Source organism: Hyphomonas sp. TMED31 (genome assembly GCF_002172815.1).
GTDB classification, from domain to species: Bacteria; Pseudomonadota; Alphaproteobacteria; order Caulobacterales; family Hyphomonadaceae; genus Hyphomonas; species Hyphomonas atlantica.
Genome location: NZ_NHCK01000048.1, coordinates 1 through 18,891 on the forward strand (window position 1 = coordinate 1; position 18,891 = coordinate 18,891).

Genomic DNA, 18,891 nt, shown 5'->3' on the forward strand with positions numbered 1-18,891 from the left:
GTCGCAATTCACCGACAAAGGCACGCTGGCCAGCACCCGCGAGACATTGTCAGACTATCTGGCAGTCCCGCGAGTCTATCCTGCCGGCCGCCTCGACCGAGACAGCGAAGGCCTGCTGTTGCTGACCGATGACGGGAAGCTACAGGCGCGCATCTCNGATCCGAAGCACAAGATGGCAAAAACCTATTGGGCCCAGGTAGAGGGCGTGCCGGANGATGCTGCGCTGGATGCCCTGCGCAGTGGTGTGGACCTCAATGATGGACGCACCGCGCCGGCAAAAGCGCGTCGTATGGAAGACCCCGCCAATCTCTGGCCCCGCACCCCGCCNATCCGCTANCGNAAATCGGTGCCGGATAGCTGGATCGAACTGACAATCACCGAAGGACGAAACCGCCAGGTCCGGCGCATGACCGCTGCGGTCGGCCACCCCACGCTGCGCCTCATTCGTGTTCAGATCGGTGACTGGACGCTTGGCGATCTCGCCTCCGGGGAGTGGCGCGACATCAAGCCTTGAGCCCTGCACCTTCACAGATGGCATAACTCAGATTAGCAAGCGGCACTCCACCCCTTCCGGGCCAGCCCCGGCCAAACAGATGGAGCCCGAATATGGACGAGACCCAGCTGCCGGACTGGTTTGCCAACAACGCCCCGGAATGGGCCCTTGAGCCTGCGACTTTCATTGCGAGTGTCTGGAATGATGGCGCCTACGGGCTGACCTATGGCGAAATCACCATCGCTGTGATCATCATCATGATTGCCATGATGGTGCGNGGCCTGTTTGCCCGGATCATGGTGAAGACCGTGATGCGCTTTGCCTCCGGTACGAAATCCGGATTCGACGACGCTCTGGTGAAGTCCATCTCGACCCCGCTNAAAATNGTTCCTGTCATCATCGGCATCTACATTGCGCTACAGGTGACCAACATATCCGGCGAAGCCGAAGTCTACGCCACGCGCATTCTGCGCTCGATCATCACCCTCGCCGTGTTCTGGACCCTGTCTCGCGCCGTCCATGCGTTTGAGTTCCTGTTCCGCGGCCTCCGGTCTGCCCTGTCGCCCGCCGCAGTCGACTGGATGGTGAAAGCATTGCAGATCATCCTGATCGTGCTGGGCCTTGGCGCCGTAGCGGAGCAATGGGGCATCCAGATCGCGCCGCTCCTGGCAGGCCTTGGGGTGCTCGGCATCGCCGTCGGCCTGGGCGCGCAGGATTTGTTCAAGAACCTGATTTCCGGCCTGCTCATCATTTCCGAGAAACGCTTCATTCCCGGCGAGTGGATTCAGGTGGATGGCGTGGTTGAGGGCACGGTCGAGAAGATCAATTTCCGCTCAACACTGGTGCGCCGCTTCGACAAGAGTCCGGTCTTTGTGCCCAACAGCGCGCTGTCAGACGCCGCCGTCACCAATTTCTCCCGCATGACCCACCGCCGCATCAAATGGGTGGTCGGCGTTGAATACCGCACCACGGTCGACCAGCTGAAATACATCCGCGATGAGATCGAAGCCTGGCTGTGGAATGATGACCGCTTCGCAAAGCCGCCAGAGGCCGCCCTGTTCGTGCGCGTCGACAGCTTCAACTCCAGCTCGATCGACTTCCTGATCTATGCCTTCACCCACACCAAGAACTGGGGCGAATGGCTGGAGATCAAGGAAGAGTTCGCGGTCGCCGTGATGGAGATTATCGACAAGGCCGGCACTGGCTTCGCCTTTCCGAGCCGTACGATCTACCTGCAGGAAACCGATCCACCGGAAATCATGGCCCCACCCGCCCGCAGTGAAGGCGTTGCCCGGGCACAAGCTGCCAAGGCTGGCAAACTGCAGACGACCGGCATCGGCGAAGCCAATGATGATGGCTGATCTGACGTCCGTCTATTTCACCCACACGCCGGGCGCGTTGGTGCGATAGCCAAGGCTGCGATAGGCGGCGTCAATCAGGCTCTGGGCGCGGTCATTCACAAGGATGCCGCTGCCCATCTGGTTCATCGTGTAGCTGAAGGCGAGGCCCGCCTCGGGGTCGGCAAAGCCAATTGAGCCGCCTGCACCAACATGGCCAAAGGCACGATCGCCCATGATGACGCTGGTTCCGGGGCCTGCGTTCAGCGCACGATTGTCCATGGACTTCATGAAACCTGGCCCAAACCGTGTTGGAATGAGTAGCGTGGCGTCGCGCTGTGTCGCCGTTGTGACCATGCTCATCGCCTGCAGTCGGTCATGTGACACCAGCGTGCCGTCATTTGTCGCCAGGGGTGTGTACATCGCAACCTGACCGCGAGCATTCGACAGGCCGCCCCCGCCGCCGATCTCTGCCGCCTGCGATTTACGGTCGTTGAAGTCCCACCCACCATTGTTCATGAAGCTCTTGTGCTGGATCGAATCCGGATCGGTCAGCAGCTTGATCGCGAACTCGGTCGGCTGATCGTCCGGCTTGGGTGCGTAGGGAATGATCGGCGCGATATGAACATCCTCGCTCTCCGGCAGGCCGAGCCAAAACCGCGCGCCGGTTTTCTCAGCGACTTCCTCGCGAAAGAATGTGCCCAGCGACTTGCCAGACACGCGGCGGACCAGTTCGCCGACCGTCCAGCCAAAATTGATCATGTGATAGCCGTTTCGTGTTCCCGGCTCCCAGAACGCTTCCTCGTCTTCCAAGCGCTGGATCATGTAGTCCCAATCGGTGAAGCCACCGGGACGGACCGGATCTCTCAGCGTGGGCAGCGCGCTTTCATGATTCAACATCATGCGCACGGTGGTCTTCTCTTTGCCGTTCCTGGCAAATTCCGGCCAGTATTCAGAGACCAGCGCTTCGGGGTTCAGTTCTCCCCGGTCGATCAGGATATGCGCGCACAGGGCCGTTGCCGCCTTGGAGCAGGAAAAGACGATCGAGATCGTGTCTTCGCGCCACGGGTCATTCGTTTCGGGATTGGCCATGCCGCCCCAGAGATCGACCAGCGTCTCCCCATTCACCGACAGGCAGACCGATGCGCCGACCTCCCCCCGCTCCGCAAAGTTGCGCTCGAACTCTTCCTTCACGGCGGCGAATTTCGGATCGCTCGCTCCGCTGACGGCTGATGTCATCTGGTTTCCTCCCGATTTTGAAGGGGAGGATAACGACGCCACCAGAATGAGAAAGGGCTGCCCCACGGGCAGCCCTTTCAGAAACGTATCGCGTCCGAACGCCTAGGCAGGTTCTTCGGCAGAGCCTTTCTTGGCGGCTGGCTTTTTCTTCTTCGGCTTTTCGGCCACATATTTGAAGGCCAGCTTTTCGTCGTCCGCCTTGTCGATGTCGATATAGACAACACCGCCTTTCTGGAGTTCGCCGAACAGAAGTTCTTCCGCCATCGGTTTCTTGACGTGCTCCTGGATCGTCCGGGCCAGAGGCCGGGCCCCCATGTCTGCGTCAAAGCCACGCTTGGCCAGCCATTCGCGGGCAGGCTTGGTGATCTCGATGGAGACGTTGCGATCTTCCAGCTGGACTTCCAGCTGCAGGATGAATTTCTCCACCACGCGGTCAATGATTTCCGGCGTCAGGCCACCGAAGGTGATCGTGGCGTCGAGACGGTTGCGGAATTCCGGCGTGAACAGACGCTTGAGCGCCTCTTCCTGCTCGTCTTCCTTCTTGCCCCGACCGAAGCCGATGGAATTCTTCGACGCATCCGACGCACCGGCATTGGTGGTCATGATGAGAATAACATTGCGGAAGTCGACCTTGCGTCCATTCGCATCCGTCAGCGTACCATTGTCCATCACTTGCAGGAGAATGTTGAACAGGTCCGGGTGAGCCTTCTCGATTTCGTCGAGCAGGAGGACGCAGTGCGGGTGCTGGTCTACACCATCCGTCAGCAGACCACCTTCATCATAACCGACATAGCCGGGAGGCGCACCGATCAGGCGGGAAACAGTGTGCCGTTCCATGTATTCCGACATGTCGAAGCGCAACATCTCAACCCCCATGATGGAGGAAAGCTGTTTGGCAACCTCGGTCTTGCCGACGCCGGTCGGGCCGGTGAACAGGTAGGAACCAATCGGCTTGTTCGGTTCCCGCAGGCCGGCACGGGCCAGCTTGATGGAAGCCGAAAGTGCCTCGATGGCCTCGCTCTGGCCGTAGACCACGCGCTTGAGATCGGTCTCGAGAGACTTCAGCGCAGCCGCATCATCCGTAGACACTTGTTTAGGGGGGATGCGGGCGATCTTGGCGACGACGGCTTCAATGTCCTTCTGGCCGACGGTCTTCTTGCGCTTGGAGGCGGGCAGCAACCATTGCGTGGCACCGGCCTCGTCAATCACGTCGATGGCCTTGTCCGGCAGTTTGCGGTCGGTGATGTACCGATCTGACAATTCCACGGCGGACTTGATCGCATCATTGGTGTAACGCAGGCCGTGGAAATCCTCGAAACGGGATTTCAGACCNGTCAGGATCTTGATTGTGTCCGGAACAGTCGGCTCGACCACATCGATCTTGCGGAACCGGCGCGACAGGGCGCGGTCCTTTTCGAAGTGTTGCTTGTATTCCTTGAACGTCGTCGATCCCATGCAGCGCAGGCCACCAGACTGCAGCGCAGGCTTCAGCAGGTTTGACGCATCCATTGCGCCGCCAGACGTCGCGCCCGCGCCGATGATNGTGTGGATTTCGTCGATGAACAGGATGGCTTTTTCCTGTTGCTCGAGTTCCTTCATCACGGATTTCAGGCGCTCTTCAAAGTCACCGCGATACCGCGTACCCGCCAGCAAGGCGCCCATGTCGAGCGACCAGATGATGGCATCGTCCAGGATTTCCGGCGCTTCGCCATCGACAATCTTCTTGGCCAGGCCTTCGGCAATGGCCGTCTTGCCCACGCCAGGGTCGCCGACGAGGATCGGATTGTTCTTGCTGCGGCGGCAGAGCACCTCGATGCAGCGATTGATTTCCATGTCACGGCCGATCAGCGGGTCGATCTTGCCGGAGCGGGCCTTCTCGTTGAGGTCCACGCAATAGGCGTCCAGCGCCTCGTGGCCCTGCTTGACGGGTTCCTCCTCGGAAGTTTCCGCCCCGCGCGGGCTCGACTGACGGGACATGCCCGGCTGTTTCGCNACGCCGTGCGAGATGAAATTGACCGCATCGTAGCGGGTCATGTCCTGCTCCTGCAGGAAGTAGGCAGCGTGGCTTTCACGCTCGGAGAAGATNGACACGAGNACNTTNGCGCCGGTCACTTCGTCNCGGCCGGAGCTTTCAACGTGAAGAATGGCGCGCTGCACNACACGCTGGAATGCGGCAGTCGGCTGAACNCGGCCTTCCGCTTCATCAACGGTGAGGCTNGAAAGCTCTTCATCAATGTATCGGCTGAGGTCTGCGCTGAGCGCTTCGATGTCGACCTTGCAGGCGCCCATGACTTCGCGGGCATGCTCATCTTCGGTCAGCGCCAGAAGCAGGTGTTCCAGTGTGGCGTATTCATGATCGCGTTCTGAGGCGAACGTGAGGGCCTTTTCGAGTGCGGTCTCTAAGGAGGGGGACAAACGTGGCAAGTGGCTGGCCTTCCGGAATAAGTGTTTCTAGTCGTCTTTCTCCATGACGCATTGGAGAGGATGTTCATGGCGTTTGGCAAGGTCCAATACCTGCGCGACCTTTGTTTCGGCCACTTCGTAAGTATACACCCCACACAGCCCCACGCCCTTNTGGTGGACATGAAGCATGATACGTGTGGCCTGTTCCCTGGAGCGGTTGAAGAACTGTTCCAGAATGTANACGACGAANTCCATCGGNGTGTAATCATCGTTCAACAGGAGCACACGNTAGAGCGACGGCTTTTTCGTGCGCACCCGTGTCTGGGTGGACAGGCCAAAGTTTGTACCATCCTCATCACCGGTCTGCCCGCCCCCCGGTGGGTCGCCCGGACCAGGCTGGTTCAACCGTGCCGGATCCAATTCGGAATGATTCAGGTCGCCGCTCATATGTAACAAGATATACGTTCTTGTCCGACTTTGAAGAGCGGATTGACGGCAAAAACACAAACTGCCTGAAATCAGGTCACCTGCAGGCTGCTGAGAAGCTCATGTACGCGCTTGCGATTAGCCCCCAGATCGCTGTGGCCGATGCGTGATGCCGAATAGATCGCGAGCGTGGATTTTCCCTCGGCAGGCAAGACGGCGATGTTCACATCATCCTTGAACCGGAACAGTTTCGACACGGCGATGAAGTAGATGCGCCCCGCCTGCGCGTCGAGCGACTCTAGGCGCCAATCCTTGCGCATGCCGATCAGGGCCTCAACCCGGCCAAACAGGCTTTCGGGGCTGCAGTCAAAAACCGGCCCGGCCTCGTCCGGCTTTGCCTGATCCGCAAAGCCCGCAGGGGCAACAAGGTAGGTGTTCGGTGATTTGGGCCGCTCAAGGGCCTTGAAGTCCAGAAAATCGCTCATGGCCAGAATGTAGTCACGTGTCGCCGGAAGTCACAGCGCAATCTGCGCCCTGCCCCGGAAATTCTGCATATCAGGCAAAAAAGAACCGGACCAATCAGGCCCGGCTCAGTACTGTCTACACCACTCTACATTCCGGTCTGTCATCAAACCCGGAAATGCGGAAAGGAGATTATTTTGCGGAGAAGGCCATGAAGGGCTTCGCCGCGTCACGCCATGCGGACATGCAGAGTTCTGCCTGTGCGCTCATTTCAGACGTGTAGGCCGAGAACAGGCTCTTGGCGAAACCGGACTGGATTTCCATCGCCTCGCGCGGGTCTTTCGCGCTCGTCATTGACTGAGTCGCCTCGACGCCTTGCTCAAGCGTGCGCGCGAAAAAGTCCATGTTGCGTGCACCAATTGTGCGCATCATTTCGGAGGAACTGGCAGCTTGTTCAGCAAACGCCTTGAATCCGCCTTCAGCGTAATCGCCGAACTTGCCTGCAAAACCTGTCATCTGTTCCATGCCTTCATCAATCATTTTCGTAGCTGAATCTGCCACACGTGCTTCCGCTTTCGTCTTGGGAGCCGACTTCGGAGCTGTCTTCTTTGCTGTCGCCATGAGGAGGATCCTTTCACCCTGGATGATCTTACCTAACGTAAAAAATGAGCATTTGCAACATTTTTTGTGCGGTGCAGCATTTTAAATTTTGCACATGTTTTGCACTGGCTCCAGAAAGAGCCGTGAAACGGGATTACGGAATTGTGAGGGAGGGGTCTGTGTTAACATCTGGTCAACTGATTTGCCGGACTCTAAGGTTGATCCCGGGGCTCGGGGTTAACTCATTTCTCGGAGAGAACACGATGCGGCTCGCACAATTTCCTGTTGTCAAAGCACTTGCTCTCGCAGTGACGCTGCTTGTCGCAGGCCTGCATGCCCAAACTGCCTCTGCCGAGAAGTACGCATCCATCGTGGTGGACGCCGAAACGCATGAAGTGCTGCACGCCCGGAACGCAGACGAAGCCCGTTACCCGGCCTCCCTCACCAAGGTGATGACGCTCTATATGCTGTTCGACGCGCTGAAGGCGGGCGACGTCTCGCTGGATGAGCGTCTCGTTGTCTCTCGCCACGCAGCGAGCCAGCCCCCATCGAATTTGAAACTGCGCACAGGTTCCACCATCACGGTTCGCGACGCGATCGGCGCGCTGGTCAGNAAATCCGCGAATGACGTTGCTGTTGTCGTGGCCGAGCGTCTGGGCCGCACCGAAAGCCGCTTCGCCCAGCTGATGACGGTGAAGGCCAAATCTCTGGGCATGGAAAACACCCGTTTCAGGAATGCATCCGGCCTGCCGGATTCCCAGCAAATGAGTACGGCGCGAGACCTGGCCATCCTGGCAGACGCGATGCTGACCGACCATGCTGACTATTATCACTATTTCTCGTCCAAGAGCTTTCAGTGGGCCGGCCGCACCTACAAGAACCACAATGAATTGCTCGGAAATGTTGATGGCGTTGACGGCATCAAGACCGGCTACACACGCGCGTCAGGCTTCAATTTGATGACCTCTGCCAAACGTGACGGACGGCGCATCATCGCCATTATGCTGGGCGGCAACACATCCCGGTCCCGGAACTCACATGTCGAAGACCTGGTCGAAGCCGCGTTCACGACACTGAACGACCCTGCGCATGACACCCAGCTCGCTTTCGCGGGTGTGCTGATGCCGATCCATCCGGATGCCGCTGCGGAGCCGATGCTGAATGGCAAACCGCTGAGCGTGATCATTGCAGAAGGCAGCGAAGACAATGCCGCCACCCCTGCTCCTACGCTGACGTCACCAGAGCCAAAACCCGAACCGGAAGTGGCCGCCCACGCGAAGCTGGAGACCCCTGTCGAGAACTTTGCGGAGCCAAAAAGCGAGTTCATGAGCGTTGCGGAATATGAAGCGCGCCAAATGAAGCTGGCCAAGTAGCGCCTGCGCCCTGTCCTTCCTATCTGACGCGCAACCCTTGCCAGCCTTGGCGGTCTGACCCAGAACGCCTTGCAGCATACAGGAGCGATCAGCCGTGACCCGTGAAAGCGATATCGAGATTGCGCGCAATGTCATCCGCATTGAGCGCGAGGCCCTTGAGCAATTGGAAGCCGCACTCGATGAACAGATCGAACGTGCTGCCGATTTGATCATGGCCACAGATCGCCACATCATCGTGGCGGGCGTAGGCAAGTCTGGCCATATCGGCCAGAAGATCGCCGCCAGCCTCGCTTCAACCGGCACCCCCTCTTTCTTCCTCCATCCAACTGAAGCCAGTCATGGCGATCTTGGCATGATCGTGCCGGGCTCCGTTGTGATTGCCATTTCCTATTCAGGCGAAAGCCGCGAGCTGGTTGACCTGCTACGCTATTGCAAAAGCAACCAGGTTCCCGTCATCGGGATGAGCCGCGCGCCAGACTCCACATTGGGACGTGGATCTGACGTGCTGTTAGCGTTGCCAACGGTCGCAGAAGCGTGCCCGAACGGGCTCGCGCCCACATCGTCGACCACTATGGCGCTTGCGCTGGGGGATGCGTTGACGATTGTCCTCATGGCGCGACGCGGTTTCTCACGCGAAGAATTTGGCTTCCGNCATCCCGGTGGAAAGCTGGGGCGTTCGCTGCAAACCGCTGGTGACTATGTGGCTGCGCACACAATCGATATTCCGTCCGTGTCGCAAAATGCGCCGGTTGAAGACGTCATCCTGGCGATCTCCGAAGGTCGGAAGGGNTGCGCCGCTGTGCTGGACNGATCCGGTGTNATGGTTGGCATGGTNACGGATGGGGATTTGCGCCGCGCGATGCTGGCCGGGAAGCTCACCGCCGACGCAGCTTCGATCATGACGGCTTCGCCCCGCACGATCTCTCTTGAAGAGCGCATGTCGGCAGTCATCAAACGTCTGACCGAGCATCGCATCTCCAACGCCTTTGTTGTTGAAGATGGACGCCCGGTCGGAATTGTCGACATGAAAGACCTTCTCGCCGAAGGCTATGTCTGATCAGGCTATTTGGTCAGCTCAAAGCGGATGCTGACTTGCGCTGAATACGTGATCTCACCGCCGGAAATCGGGGTCGAGCTCATATCGGCAGACTCGGCCATCGCAGCCATTCGGCCCATAGGCATGGGCGTTTGTTCAAATCCACCGCTTTCGGAAATACCCACAATACGGGCGACTTTCATGCCCACGGCATCGGCATAGAGCTCCGCCCGGGCCATCGCATCAGCCACCGCTTTCTGACGCGCCTCATCTTGTGCACCGGATGGGTCATTGAGCGAGAAGCTGAGACCGGAGAAGCGATTGCCGCCCGCTGCGACGAGGCTGTCGAGCGTTTCTCCGAGCGTATCAAGATCGGTTACTTTCACCGTCAGTTGGTTCGATGCAGAATATCCCCGCAGAACCTGTTTGCCACTACGGCGGCCGTTCGTGTCCGTTTCTTCCACATAGTCATAGACCGGATTGAGCGAGATGTTGGACGTCTGCATGTCCTTGTCGGCAATACCCGCAGATTTGAGCGCCTGCATCATGCTGGTCATGGCATCGGCCTGCGCCTGCATGGCCGCGACGGCGGTATCCGCCTCCTCCTGCACGCCAGCTGTAATGTGGGCCGTATCGGGTGCGCGCTTGACCTTTGCATTGGCGGTAATGTCGAGCGTTGTTTCAGGCTGGATCGAATTTGGGTGAATGGTCATCTGCTGTGTCCCGCTGGATGCCGATGGCGACGGCATCTGGGCGCAGGCGGGCAAGGCACCGGCCAACGCAAGCGCGCTGGAGGCGATAAACAGGGTCCGGAAATTGCGCATGAAGTCTCCTCGGTTCTGATTCATGTAACCGAGAGCTAACAGCGCATTGTGTCAAACTCGCGTCAGGCTGATTTGCTCTGGCGTTGCGGATATCCGTCTGGATTGCCGCTCTGCCATGCCCATTGGTCCCGGCACATATCTTCGAGACTGAAACGGGTCTTCCAGCCAAGAAGTTCCAACGCATAGGCCGGATCAGCCCAATAGGCCGGCAGATCACCGGGACGGCGATCCACGAACTCCAACGGAATTTCACGTCCGCTGGCCTTTTCGAAGGCTTTGACCACATCCAGAACCGAATAGCCGTTTCCAGAGCCAAGATTTACGGTGAAGCTGTCAGGCGTCTCCATGAGCTTCTCAAGCGCCGCGATATGCGCCTCAGCCAGATCGACGACGTGGATATAGTCTCGCACGCCCGTGCCATCATGCGTGTCATAATCATTGCCGAACACGCTGAGACGCGGACGGCGCCCAACCGCAACCTGAGCAACGAACGGCATCAGATTGTTCGGAATGCCGTTCGGATCTTCACCGATCAGCCCTGTCGGGTGCGCGCCAATCGGATTGAAGTAGCGCAGAATGCCTGCATTGATCCCCGCCCCGGACGCAACAAGGTCATTCAGCATCAGCTCAACGGCATATTTCGTCATGCCATACGGATTGGTCGGGGCGAGCGGATGGCTCTCTGTATAGGGTAATGAGACCGGCGTACCGTAGACCGTCGCAGAGGACGAAAAAACGATATGGTTCACCGCTGCCTTTTTCATGGCTTCCAGCAGGCTCAACGTGCCCTGCACATTGTTGCTGTAGTAATCAAGCGGCTCTGCTGTCGACTCACCAACGGCTTTCAGGCCAGCAAAATGGACAACCGCAACGCAATTGTGATCCTGCATGGCACGGGTCATGGCGTCCGTATCACGTATGTCCGCCTCGATTACAGGCAGGTCATTCGTGCCAGTGATCTGGCAAATGCGATCGACAGCAGCGAGACTCGAATTGACGAGATTGTCTACAATAACAGGTGTGTAGCCTCGCTGAAGCAATTCCACGCAAGTGTGAGAGCCAATATATCCCGCGCCACCAGGCACCAGAACATGTCTTGATCGTTCCTGCATGAAGTTCGAAACCCTTGTCATGAAGCCGCCGGTTTAGGTGTTGCAACCGTTCAATGCAACAAGCCTGCCAAGCAACACGGTGCAGAAACAAATTTGGCAAAGCATTCCGCACATTGCCAAGACAGGGAAGCACGCTAAAACGGGCCGCTGGGGCCTGTAGCTCAGTTGGTTAGAGCGGACCGCTCATAACGGTTTGGTCGCGGGTTCAAGTCCTGCCGGGCCCACCATTCCTTCGAATTGCGCCACACAAACGGCGCGCAACTCGCTAGATCATCTCACGAATTTCATTTCGGAAATACTCAATCGTTGGGCGCAAGCCTTCAGCCAAGGCAATTGTCGGCTCCCAACCAAGTGTCGTCTTCGCACGTGTAATATCTGGCTGGCGCTGACGCGGATCATCCTGTGGGAGTGGCCTGTGGACGAGCTTGGATGTGGAGTTCGTTTGCTCGATAATCTGCTCGGCAAGTTGGCGGATGGTAAACTCGCCCGGATTGCCCAGATTGATGGGACCCGTGACATCGTCTTCAGTATTCATCAGACCGATCAACCCGTCGACCAGATCTGAAACGAAGCAGAAGCTGCGCGTCTGTTCGCCATCACCGTAGAGCGTGATGTCCTCGCCGCGCAGGGCCTGAACAATGAAGTTTGATACGACCCGACCATCGTTTGGGTGCATACGCGGCCCATATGTGTTGAAGATCCGGGCAATCTTGATCTTCACGCCGTGCTGCCGGTGATAGTCGAAAAACAGCGTCTCGGCGCAACGCTTGCCCTCATCATAGCAGGCGCGCGGACCTAGCGGATTTACATTGCCCCAATAGTCTTCAGTCTGGGGGTGGATTTCCGGATCGCCGTAAACTTCCGACGTCGAGGCTTGAAGGATTTTCGCCCGCGTTCGCTTGGCGAGGCCCAGCATGTTGATTGCGCCGTGCACACTGGTCTTGGTCGTCTGCACCGGATCGAACTGGTAGTGCACAGGGCTTGCCGGACAGGCCATGTTGTAAATTTGGTCAACTTCGACAAAGAGGGGCACGGTTATATCGTGCCGCATGACTTCAAATTTCGGATTGTCGAGCAAATGCGCAACATTGCTGCGGCGGCCCGTGAAGAAATTGTCGACGCAGAGCACTTCCGCCCCGGTTTCAAGCAAACGCTCACACAAGAAGGAGCCAATGAACCCGGCACCGCCGGTGACGAGAATTCGGGGGACGTAATGCATGCCCTATGCGATCCTCGCTTTTCCCTGTTCGGTCAAGGCTCTTGGACACTCTCGCACTGCCTTCGAGACGGCAATCGCGCCCTCAACACTTGCCGCATTTTGCTTAAAGTCCTGCTTTCGTGCGGAAATAATCGAGCGTGCCACGATGGATCAGGCCATCCAGAGATGTCGTCTCGTGGGCCTCTATGTCATCAGCGTCTTTGACTTCCTGATAGACATTTCCGAAATCCTTGTAGCAAGCATCCAGAAGCGCATCGAAACTGTCGATGACGAAATAGGTCTGCTGGAAGTCGTCGATGATGTATTTGGTCCGCATGATGCGCTGTAGATCAAACGCGATCCGGTTCGGACTGTCATCTTCTAGAGCAAAGACCGTCTCCTGCGGGCTAGATAGGATTCCAGCGCCAAATATACGCAATCCATCAGCTTCTCGAATCAGGCCAAACTCAACTGTATACCAGTAGAGCCGGGCGAGGTTGTGCAGCTGGCCCAGGCGCATGGCGCGCTGACCGCCCTTGCCATACGCCTCCATGAAATCAGCGAACACGGGATTTGCAAGTAATGGCACGTGCCCGAAAATATCGTGGAAGATGTCCGGTTCCTGCAAATAGTCGAACTCTGACTCTGGGCGGATGAACGCGCCCGCCGGGAATCGGCGATTGGCAAGATGCTCAAAGAAAACCTCGTCTGGCACCAGGCCGGCCACCGGGACAACACGCCAACCGGTCATGCTTTCCAGCCTGTCCGACAGTCTGCCCATATGCGGAATTCCCGAAGCCGAAAGCTCCAGCTCGGCCATCGCTGTGAGCGCGGCGGTACACGCCCGCCCCTTGGTCACTTCTTTTTGGCGCCGGAAGAGCCTGTCCCAGCGGTCATGCTCCTCGTCGCTATAGGTTTCCCAGGCCTGTGCGATTGTGAAATCTGCCGCCTTGGGCGCATTCGCGTATCGGTTTTTCCTTACTTGAAGTTCGGACATTGCACAGTCTCCCGCACATTCTGCCATACCGAATGACAATAGGTTTCATTTGAAACCATTGTGCATGGATCGCTGTGTAAGGAAAGGCAAGAATTCTCGCACGCCAGAAAGCGCCACTACATTTTTGCAACGCCTTGATGTTCGACGAACCAACGATAAGCGTCTTCCAGACCTTCTCGCATGCCGATACGTGGGGACCACCCCAAACTGCGTAACTTGTCTGCCCGCATCAATTTGCGTGGGGTTCCATCCGGCTTGGAGAGATCCTTTTCCAATTCGCCCTCATAGCCGACCACTTCCATCACCATGCGCGCAAGCGCTTCAATCGTCATGTCTTCACCAGACCCGACGTTCACATGTTCGTCGCCAGAATAATATTTCATCAAATGAACAAGAGCGTCAGCGCAGTCGTCTGCATGCAAGAACTCTCGGCGTGGCGTACCTGTGCCCCAAATCGTCATGGCAGGCGCGCCGGTCTCCTTTGATGAATGAGCCTTGCGGATGAGCGCGGGGATAACATGCGAAGTTTCGAGATTGTAGTTATCGCCTGGTCCATAAAGATTGGTGGGCATGGCAGAGATATAATCTACGCCATGTTGCCGACGATAGGCCTGACACAATTTGATACCGGCGATCTTCGCGACGGCATACCATTCGTTTGTCGGCTCCAGCGGCCCCGTCAACAAAGCCTCTTCTGCAATCGGCTGCTCCGCGAGCTTGGGGTAGATGCAGGATGATCCAAGAAATAGCAGTTTCTCCACACCAATGCGAAACGAAGCTTCGATCAGGTTCGTCTCAATCATGAGGTTGTCGTAAAGGAAATCTGCCGGGTAGGTGTCATTCGCGAGAATGCCACCTACCTTCGCCGCCGCTATAATCACGGCATCAGGTTTTGCATCTGCCAGCCAGCCCCGCACGGCTGCCTGGTCGATCAGGTCCAGCTCCTGCCTTCCAGCGGTGAGAATATCGCATCCTTCGGCCTGCAATCGGCGCACGATTGCAGAACCAACCATTCCTTTGTGACCAGCGACGAAAACTCGTTTGCCGGACAGTTCGTAGGTCGCCGCTGAATTGGTCATCGAAGCGCTCCCTATTCGGTGCGGTTGTTGCGCCAGCTCTCGCGCTCGATCAGATCCAGATCGGCGCGGACCATTTCCTTCACGAGATCCACGAAGCTCGTCGTGTGCTTCCAGCCAAGCTTGTCATAAGCTTTAGTCGGGTCACCAATAAGCAAATCAACTTCTGTCGGGCGGAAATAGCGCGGATCAATGCGCACGAGAACATCGCCTGTCTTCGCGTCGCGTCCGATTTCGTCGACGCCCTCTCCCTGCCACTCAATGGTGCGCCCCAGTTCGGCGAAAGCAAGCTCGACAAACTCCCGGACCGAATGCGTCTCACCCGTTGCAAGCACCCAATCGTCAGGAACGTCATGCTGCACGATGCGCCACATACCCTCAACATAATCACGGGCATGCCCCCAATCACGCTTGGCATCCAGGTTACCAAGATAAAGCGTAGATTGAAGACCGCGTTCGATACCGGCAACGGCGCGGGTGATCTTGCGAGTTACGAATGTTTCACCGCGCGTTGGCCCTTCATGATTGAACAGGATGCCATTCGAAGCATGAATCCCGTATGCCTCACGGTAGTTCACGGTAATCCAGTACGCGTAGAGTTTTGCCGCAGCGTAAGGACTACGTGGATAGAATGGGGTTGTCTCGCTCTGCGGCACCTCCTGAACCTTACCATACAGCTCAGAGGTTGAGGCCTGATAGAAGCGTACGTCCTTCTCGATACCGAGGATGCGGATTGCTTCAAGAAGACGCAAAGTGCCAAGCGCGTCTGCATTGCCCGTGTATTCCGGTGTTTCGAAGCTGACTGCCACGTGGCTTTGAGCCGCGAGATTGTAGATTTCGTCAGGCTGAGTTTCCTGCACAAGGCGTATGAGATTTGTGGAATCCGTCAGGTCACCATAGTGCAGTCGAAACCGCGTCTCATGTTCGTGCGGGTCTCGGTACAAATCGTCCACGCGCTCCGTATTGAATGACGAAGAGCGGCGCTTCACGCCGTGGACAATGTATCCCTTATCCAACAGCAGGCGGGCGAGATACGCACCGTCCTGACCGGTGGCACCAGTAATGAGAGCAGTTTTCCGAGAGGACAAAGCATCACCTTCCACGTTTACAATAACCCAAGCGGCATACCTACGTTCGCAACAATATCAACCCTGCACGTGCCTCACTTACAGGTTGGAAATCAGAAGACAGCGGTTGAATCGAAAGGACCGCGAGAGGGGCCGGTTCGCGTAACTTGGATTCTATAATTTATCCGACTGATCCAAGCGTCCTTTAAATTTCGTCGTCAGTGACCGCCAAGAGGATCAAACGCTATGACGACGACCGCCAATCTCGCCCTTCCCTATATCGAACCAAACCAAGCTCAGAAACATGTCACCCTCAACACGGCGCTTGGTATGCTGGACGCGGTGATCCAGATTGGCGTNCGCAGCCGNAGCATTGTCGCGCCACCNTTGNATCCCCGCAATGGCGAAAGGTTTATCCCAGCNAGCGANGCAGAGGCGGCTTGGGCCGGACATGTCGGAGAGATNGCAATCTATCAGGATGGCGCGTGGTCGTTTATTCCNCCCCAAGGCGGCTGGCTGGTCTTCGTCGAAGACGAAAACGCACTCATCGTGAGAGACGGAAGCTCTTGGCGCAATGTCATCGCTTCCGCGCTAAATCCGATTGGACAAATAGGCATCAACGCAACTGCCAGNGCCATCAACCGTCTGACGGTGAGTAGCGATGCAACCCTGTTCGACCATGATGGCGAGGGACACCAGCTCAAACTCAACAAAGTCAACACGGGCGAGACCACCAGTTGCCTTTTCCAGTCGGGCTATTCAGGCCGGGCTGAAGTCGGACTTATCGACACCGACGATCTCTCGTTCAAAGTTTCGTCCAACGGCATCGACTTCGAAACGGCTCTTACATTGAAGACGGATACAGGTTTTGCAGGTTTGGGCACAGACGTCCCTGCTTCGCGCCTGCACGTTCAGCAGGACCATGACGCTCGCCTCACCATCGATACGGTTCAGAGTGGCGCAGGGGGTGGCTTCGATATTCTCAATTCGACCGATGGCCAGAACTGGCGCGTTACCGGATCACCGTCGAACTTCAAGGTACGGGACCATACAGCCATGTTGGACAAGTTTCTCGTTATGCCGGGAGCGTCTGGCATAGGAGCAATCATGAACACTCCGCGTTTTGGCATAGGCACGACATCGCCCACCGCACAGCTTCACGTAAATGGGCCGGTGCGCATCGGTGCCTATGCCAAGGCCGACTTGCCTGATGCGGCAACCACCGGCGCCGGCGCGATCGTTTTGGTCACCGACGAAGCAAGTGGAGTTGTGTTGGCTTTCAGCGATGGAGCCCAATGGCGACGGGTTACAGACCGCGCCACGGTGGCGTNACCGGTTCGCTTTGCTCCAAGTGTACCCATACGAGCAGCTGCAGGAATCGCTGGACGATATAGCGCGNCNCTGTGGATTCCCCCCCCCGNGNCCCTTACGGTAAAGGAAAAATCAGGCTGGCGNGAGACGATCACGGTAACAGCCGCACAACGCAAACGCATTATGGAAGCGTTTGGTAAATCCAACGCGCTTATGGGTTACGCGTGAATTGAGAATCACCGAACTGTAACCACCATATGACAGTCGGTAGACACACGCAGCGTTTCGCGCAAAGAGAACATCTTGAGAAGCGGTCAACACGCGCTCGGCACATCTGCGTCGCCGANCGAAAGTAGAATTCTAGGGTAGATCATGGACGGCACAGGTCACGATATCCGGCAGACTGATTCCAAGACGCAAGCCAAGGAAGTATTTGAGTACGACGCCAGNACAGGCCACTTCANGTACGCTTGGAATGATTTGCTCGAAGGACTGGCGCANCATCGGCTTGTCCGCACAATGGTAANCACGGGCTTCAAATCCCGCTATAAAGGCACACTGCTGGGAGCGTTCTGGCTGACNGCGACAGCTGGTGTAACNGTGCTCGGTCTCGGCGTCATCTACTCCCAGGTTTTCCAGATCGATTTTCGCACCTATTTGCCTTATGTTGCCCTGGGAATGATGATTTGGGGGCTGATCAACGGTTTTGTGACGGAATCGATAAGTACTTTTTCCGGNATGTCATCCGTTTTCACACAAATCAAAATTCCGATGAGCGTGTTTCCCCTCACNCTCACGGGTCGATTGATGCTAACCTTTTTCTACCGAGCACTGGTCGTCGTGGCGATNCTGCTTCTNGGTGACCGAATGATCACGTTTGTTGATATNGCGACCTCTGTCATGGGTGTTGTGATTATCGCGTGGGCGGGTTTCTGGACAGCCATCCTGTTCGGGATTCTTGGCGCTCGCTTTCGCGACTTCGGGCAACTGATCAATGCTTTCATGACCTTTGCCTTCTTCATGACACCAGTCTTCTGGGAAGCGTCGCGCCTGGGACAGTTTAGTTTCGTGGCGCACGCCAATCCGCTCTACCATTTTCTGAACATCGCGCGCGGCCCGCTGATTGGCAGCAGCGATGTGGCATTGAGCTTTCTCGTTGCCGGCGCAATCTCCGTAATTTTACCAATGGTGGCTCTTGTCATGTTCGCCAAGTTCCGNCACCGCATAGTCTATTGGTGTTGACCCATGGCTGAACTGCATCTCGAACAGGTAGGTGTCGACTTTCTCGTACGAGATCTACACCATTCGACTTTCGTCTCCACAGCCCGCTCCTTTGNGACAGGCNGCATGATTGACATGTCNAATCGTCGAAAGGTCTGTATCAACGCGCTGAAAGACATCAATCTTGATTTCCGGGACGGAGACCGCATCGGCCTCATCGGTCACAATGGCGCTGGCAAAACAACCCTGCTCAAAGTCCTGTCGGGCATCCTGCCGCCCACAGCTGGCCGGATACGCATTCAGGGCCGCACAGCCGGGTTGCTGTCTATTCAACTTGGTCTCGACACACGCGCATCTGGATATGAGAATATCATCATCCGCGCGCGATATATGGGCGTGACGGAGGAGGAAATTCAGGAGCGGTTCGACGACATCTGCGAATTCTCAGAGCTGGGTGAATACCTTCACCTCCCCTTGAAGGCGTATTCAAGTGGCATGAGGGTCAGACTCGCCTTCGCCATCGCTACGGCGTTCGACCCGGACATCCTCATTCTTGACGAATGGCTGTCAGCAGGAGATGCGACGTTCCGTGACAAAGCCTCGGCCCGAATGAAGAACCTCATTGCACAGACCGGGATTTTCGTCATGGCCACTCACCAAGTCAGCCTCATGAAACAAATGTGCAATCGCGGCATCGTCCTGAAAAAGGGGCAAAT

General features: G+C 57.0%; 18 protein-coding genes and 1 tRNA gene. 8 read left to right on the plus strand and 11 right to left on the minus strand.

Features of this window, described 5'->3' with window-relative positions; translation table 11 throughout:
• Window positions 1-514, plus strand: a 514-nt coding sequence (locus CBB91_RS07575) for a pseudouridine synthase (protein ID WP_273013237.1), incomplete at its 5' end; no start/stop codon positions are given.
• 92 nt (window positions 515-606) lie between these two features.
• Window positions 607-1,854, plus strand: a complete 1,248-nt coding sequence (locus CBB91_RS07580) for a mechanosensitive ion channel family protein (RefSeq protein WP_273013238.1) — start codon at window positions 607-609, stop codon at window positions 1,852-1,854.
• A gap of 12 nt (window positions 1,855-1,866) precedes the next feature.
• On the opposite strand, the gene CBB91_RS07585 is transcribed toward CBB91_RS07580, so the two are convergent.
• From CBB91_RS07585 to phaP, 5 genes are all read right to left on the minus strand, one after another.
• On the minus strand, window positions 1,867-3,069 hold the full coding sequence (locus CBB91_RS07585; protein WP_035555521.1) for a serine hydrolase domain-containing protein: 1,203 nt from the start codon (window positions 3,067-3,069) through the stop codon (window positions 1,867-1,869).
• A gap of 102 nt (window positions 3,070-3,171) precedes the next feature.
• Window positions 3,172-5,493, minus strand: coding sequence for an ATP-dependent Clp protease ATP-binding subunit ClpA (gene clpA, locus CBB91_RS07590; RefSeq protein WP_273013241.1), 2,322 nt, complete (start codon window positions 5,491-5,493; stop codon window positions 3,172-3,174).
• A 27-nt stretch (window positions 5,494-5,520) separates the two neighbouring features.
• Window positions 5,521-5,919: an ATP-dependent Clp protease adapter ClpS gene (gene clpS / locus CBB91_RS07595; protein ID WP_273013242.1), complete on the minus strand. Its 399-nt coding sequence runs from the start codon at window positions 5,917-5,919 to the stop codon at window positions 5,521-5,523.
• A gap of 71 nt (window positions 5,920-5,990) precedes the next feature.
• Window positions 5,991-6,383, minus strand: a complete 393-nt coding sequence (locus tag CBB91_RS07600; protein ID WP_273013244.1) for a DUF1499 domain-containing protein — start codon at window positions 6,381-6,383, stop codon at window positions 5,991-5,993.
• A 169-nt stretch (window positions 6,384-6,552) separates the two neighbouring features.
• Window positions 6,553-6,981, minus strand: coding sequence for a TIGR01841 family phasin (phaP, locus tag CBB91_RS07605; RefSeq protein ID WP_035555515.1), 429 nt, complete (start codon window positions 6,979-6,981; stop codon window positions 6,553-6,555).
• Between the two features lie 242 nt (window positions 6,982-7,223).
• On the opposite strand from phaP, the gene CBB91_RS07610 reads away from it, so the two are divergent.
• Both CBB91_RS07610 and CBB91_RS07615 read left to right on the plus strand, forming a co-directional pair.
• Window positions 7,224-8,333 (plus strand): D-alanyl-D-alanine carboxypeptidase family protein, encoded by a 1,110-nt coding sequence (locus tag CBB91_RS07610; RefSeq protein WP_273013246.1) that lies wholly within the window; start codon window positions 7,224-7,226, stop codon window positions 8,331-8,333.
• A gap of 94 nt (window positions 8,334-8,427) precedes the next feature.
• Window positions 8,428-9,390: a KpsF/GutQ family sugar-phosphate isomerase gene (locus CBB91_RS07615; protein ID WP_273013248.1), complete on the plus strand. Its 963-nt coding sequence runs from the start codon at window positions 8,428-8,430 to the stop codon at window positions 9,388-9,390.
• A 5-nt stretch (window positions 9,391-9,395) separates the two neighbouring features.
• Here CBB91_RS07615 and CBB91_RS07620 read toward each other — a convergent pair whose 3' ends face one another.
• Both CBB91_RS07620 and galE read right to left on the minus strand, forming a co-directional pair.
• Window positions 9,396-10,217, minus strand: coding sequence for an SIMPL domain-containing protein (locus tag CBB91_RS07620; protein WP_345906764.1), 822 nt, complete (start codon window positions 10,215-10,217; stop codon window positions 9,396-9,398).
• Window positions 10,218-10,255: 38 nt separating this feature from the next.
• Window positions 10,256-11,326, minus strand: coding sequence for a UDP-glucose 4-epimerase GalE (galE, locus tag CBB91_RS07625; RefSeq protein WP_273013250.1), 1,071 nt, complete (start codon window positions 11,324-11,326; stop codon window positions 10,256-10,258).
• Between the two features lie 129 nt (window positions 11,327-11,455).
• Between galE and CBB91_RS07630 the strand changes: the two genes are divergently transcribed.
• Window positions 11,456-11,532, plus strand: a tRNA-Ile gene (locus CBB91_RS07630).
• A 38-nt stretch (window positions 11,533-11,570) separates the two neighbouring features.
• Here CBB91_RS07630 and CBB91_RS07635 read toward each other — a convergent pair.
• The 4 genes from CBB91_RS07635 to gmd all read right to left on the minus strand — a co-directional run bounded on the left by CBB91_RS07635 (window position 11,571) and on the right by gmd (window position 15,664).
• Entirely contained in the window at window positions 11,571-12,524 is a 954-nt protein-coding gene (locus CBB91_RS07635) for a UDP-glucuronic acid decarboxylase family protein (RefSeq protein ID WP_273013252.1), read from the minus strand.
• A gap of 103 nt (window positions 12,525-12,627) precedes the next feature.
• On the minus strand, window positions 12,628-13,500 hold the full coding sequence (phhA, locus tag CBB91_RS07640; RefSeq protein ID WP_273013254.1) for a phenylalanine 4-monooxygenase: 873 nt from the start codon (window positions 13,498-13,500) through the stop codon (window positions 12,628-12,630).
• Between the two features lie 116 nt (window positions 13,501-13,616).
• Window positions 13,617-14,579: a GDP-L-fucose synthase gene (locus CBB91_RS07645; RefSeq protein WP_273013256.1), complete on the minus strand. Its 963-nt coding sequence runs from the start codon at window positions 14,577-14,579 to the stop codon at window positions 13,617-13,619.
• A gap of 11 nt (window positions 14,580-14,590) precedes the next feature.
• On the minus strand, window positions 14,591-15,664 hold the full coding sequence (gmd, locus tag CBB91_RS07650; protein WP_273013258.1) for a GDP-mannose 4,6-dehydratase: 1,074 nt from the start codon (window positions 15,662-15,664) through the stop codon (window positions 14,591-14,593).
• Window positions 15,665-15,889: 225 nt separating this feature from the next.
• Between gmd and CBB91_RS07655 the strand changes: the two genes are divergently transcribed.
• From CBB91_RS07655 to CBB91_RS07665, 3 genes are all read left to right on the plus strand, one after another.
• On the plus strand, window positions 15,890-17,182 hold the full coding sequence (locus tag CBB91_RS07655) for a DUF2793 domain-containing protein (protein WP_273013260.1): 1,293 nt from the start codon (window positions 15,890-15,892) through the stop codon (window positions 17,180-17,182).
• A gap of 144 nt (window positions 17,183-17,326) precedes the next feature.
• Complete coding sequence (locus CBB91_RS07660; RefSeq protein WP_273013261.1) at window positions 17,327-18,196, plus strand: ABC transporter permease; 870 nt, start codon at window positions 17,327-17,329, stop codon at window positions 18,194-18,196.
• A 114-nt stretch (window positions 18,197-18,310) separates the two neighbouring features.
• On the plus strand, window positions 18,311-18,891 hold a 581-nt coding region (locus CBB91_RS07665), incomplete at its 3' end, for an ABC transporter ATP-binding protein (protein WP_273013263.1).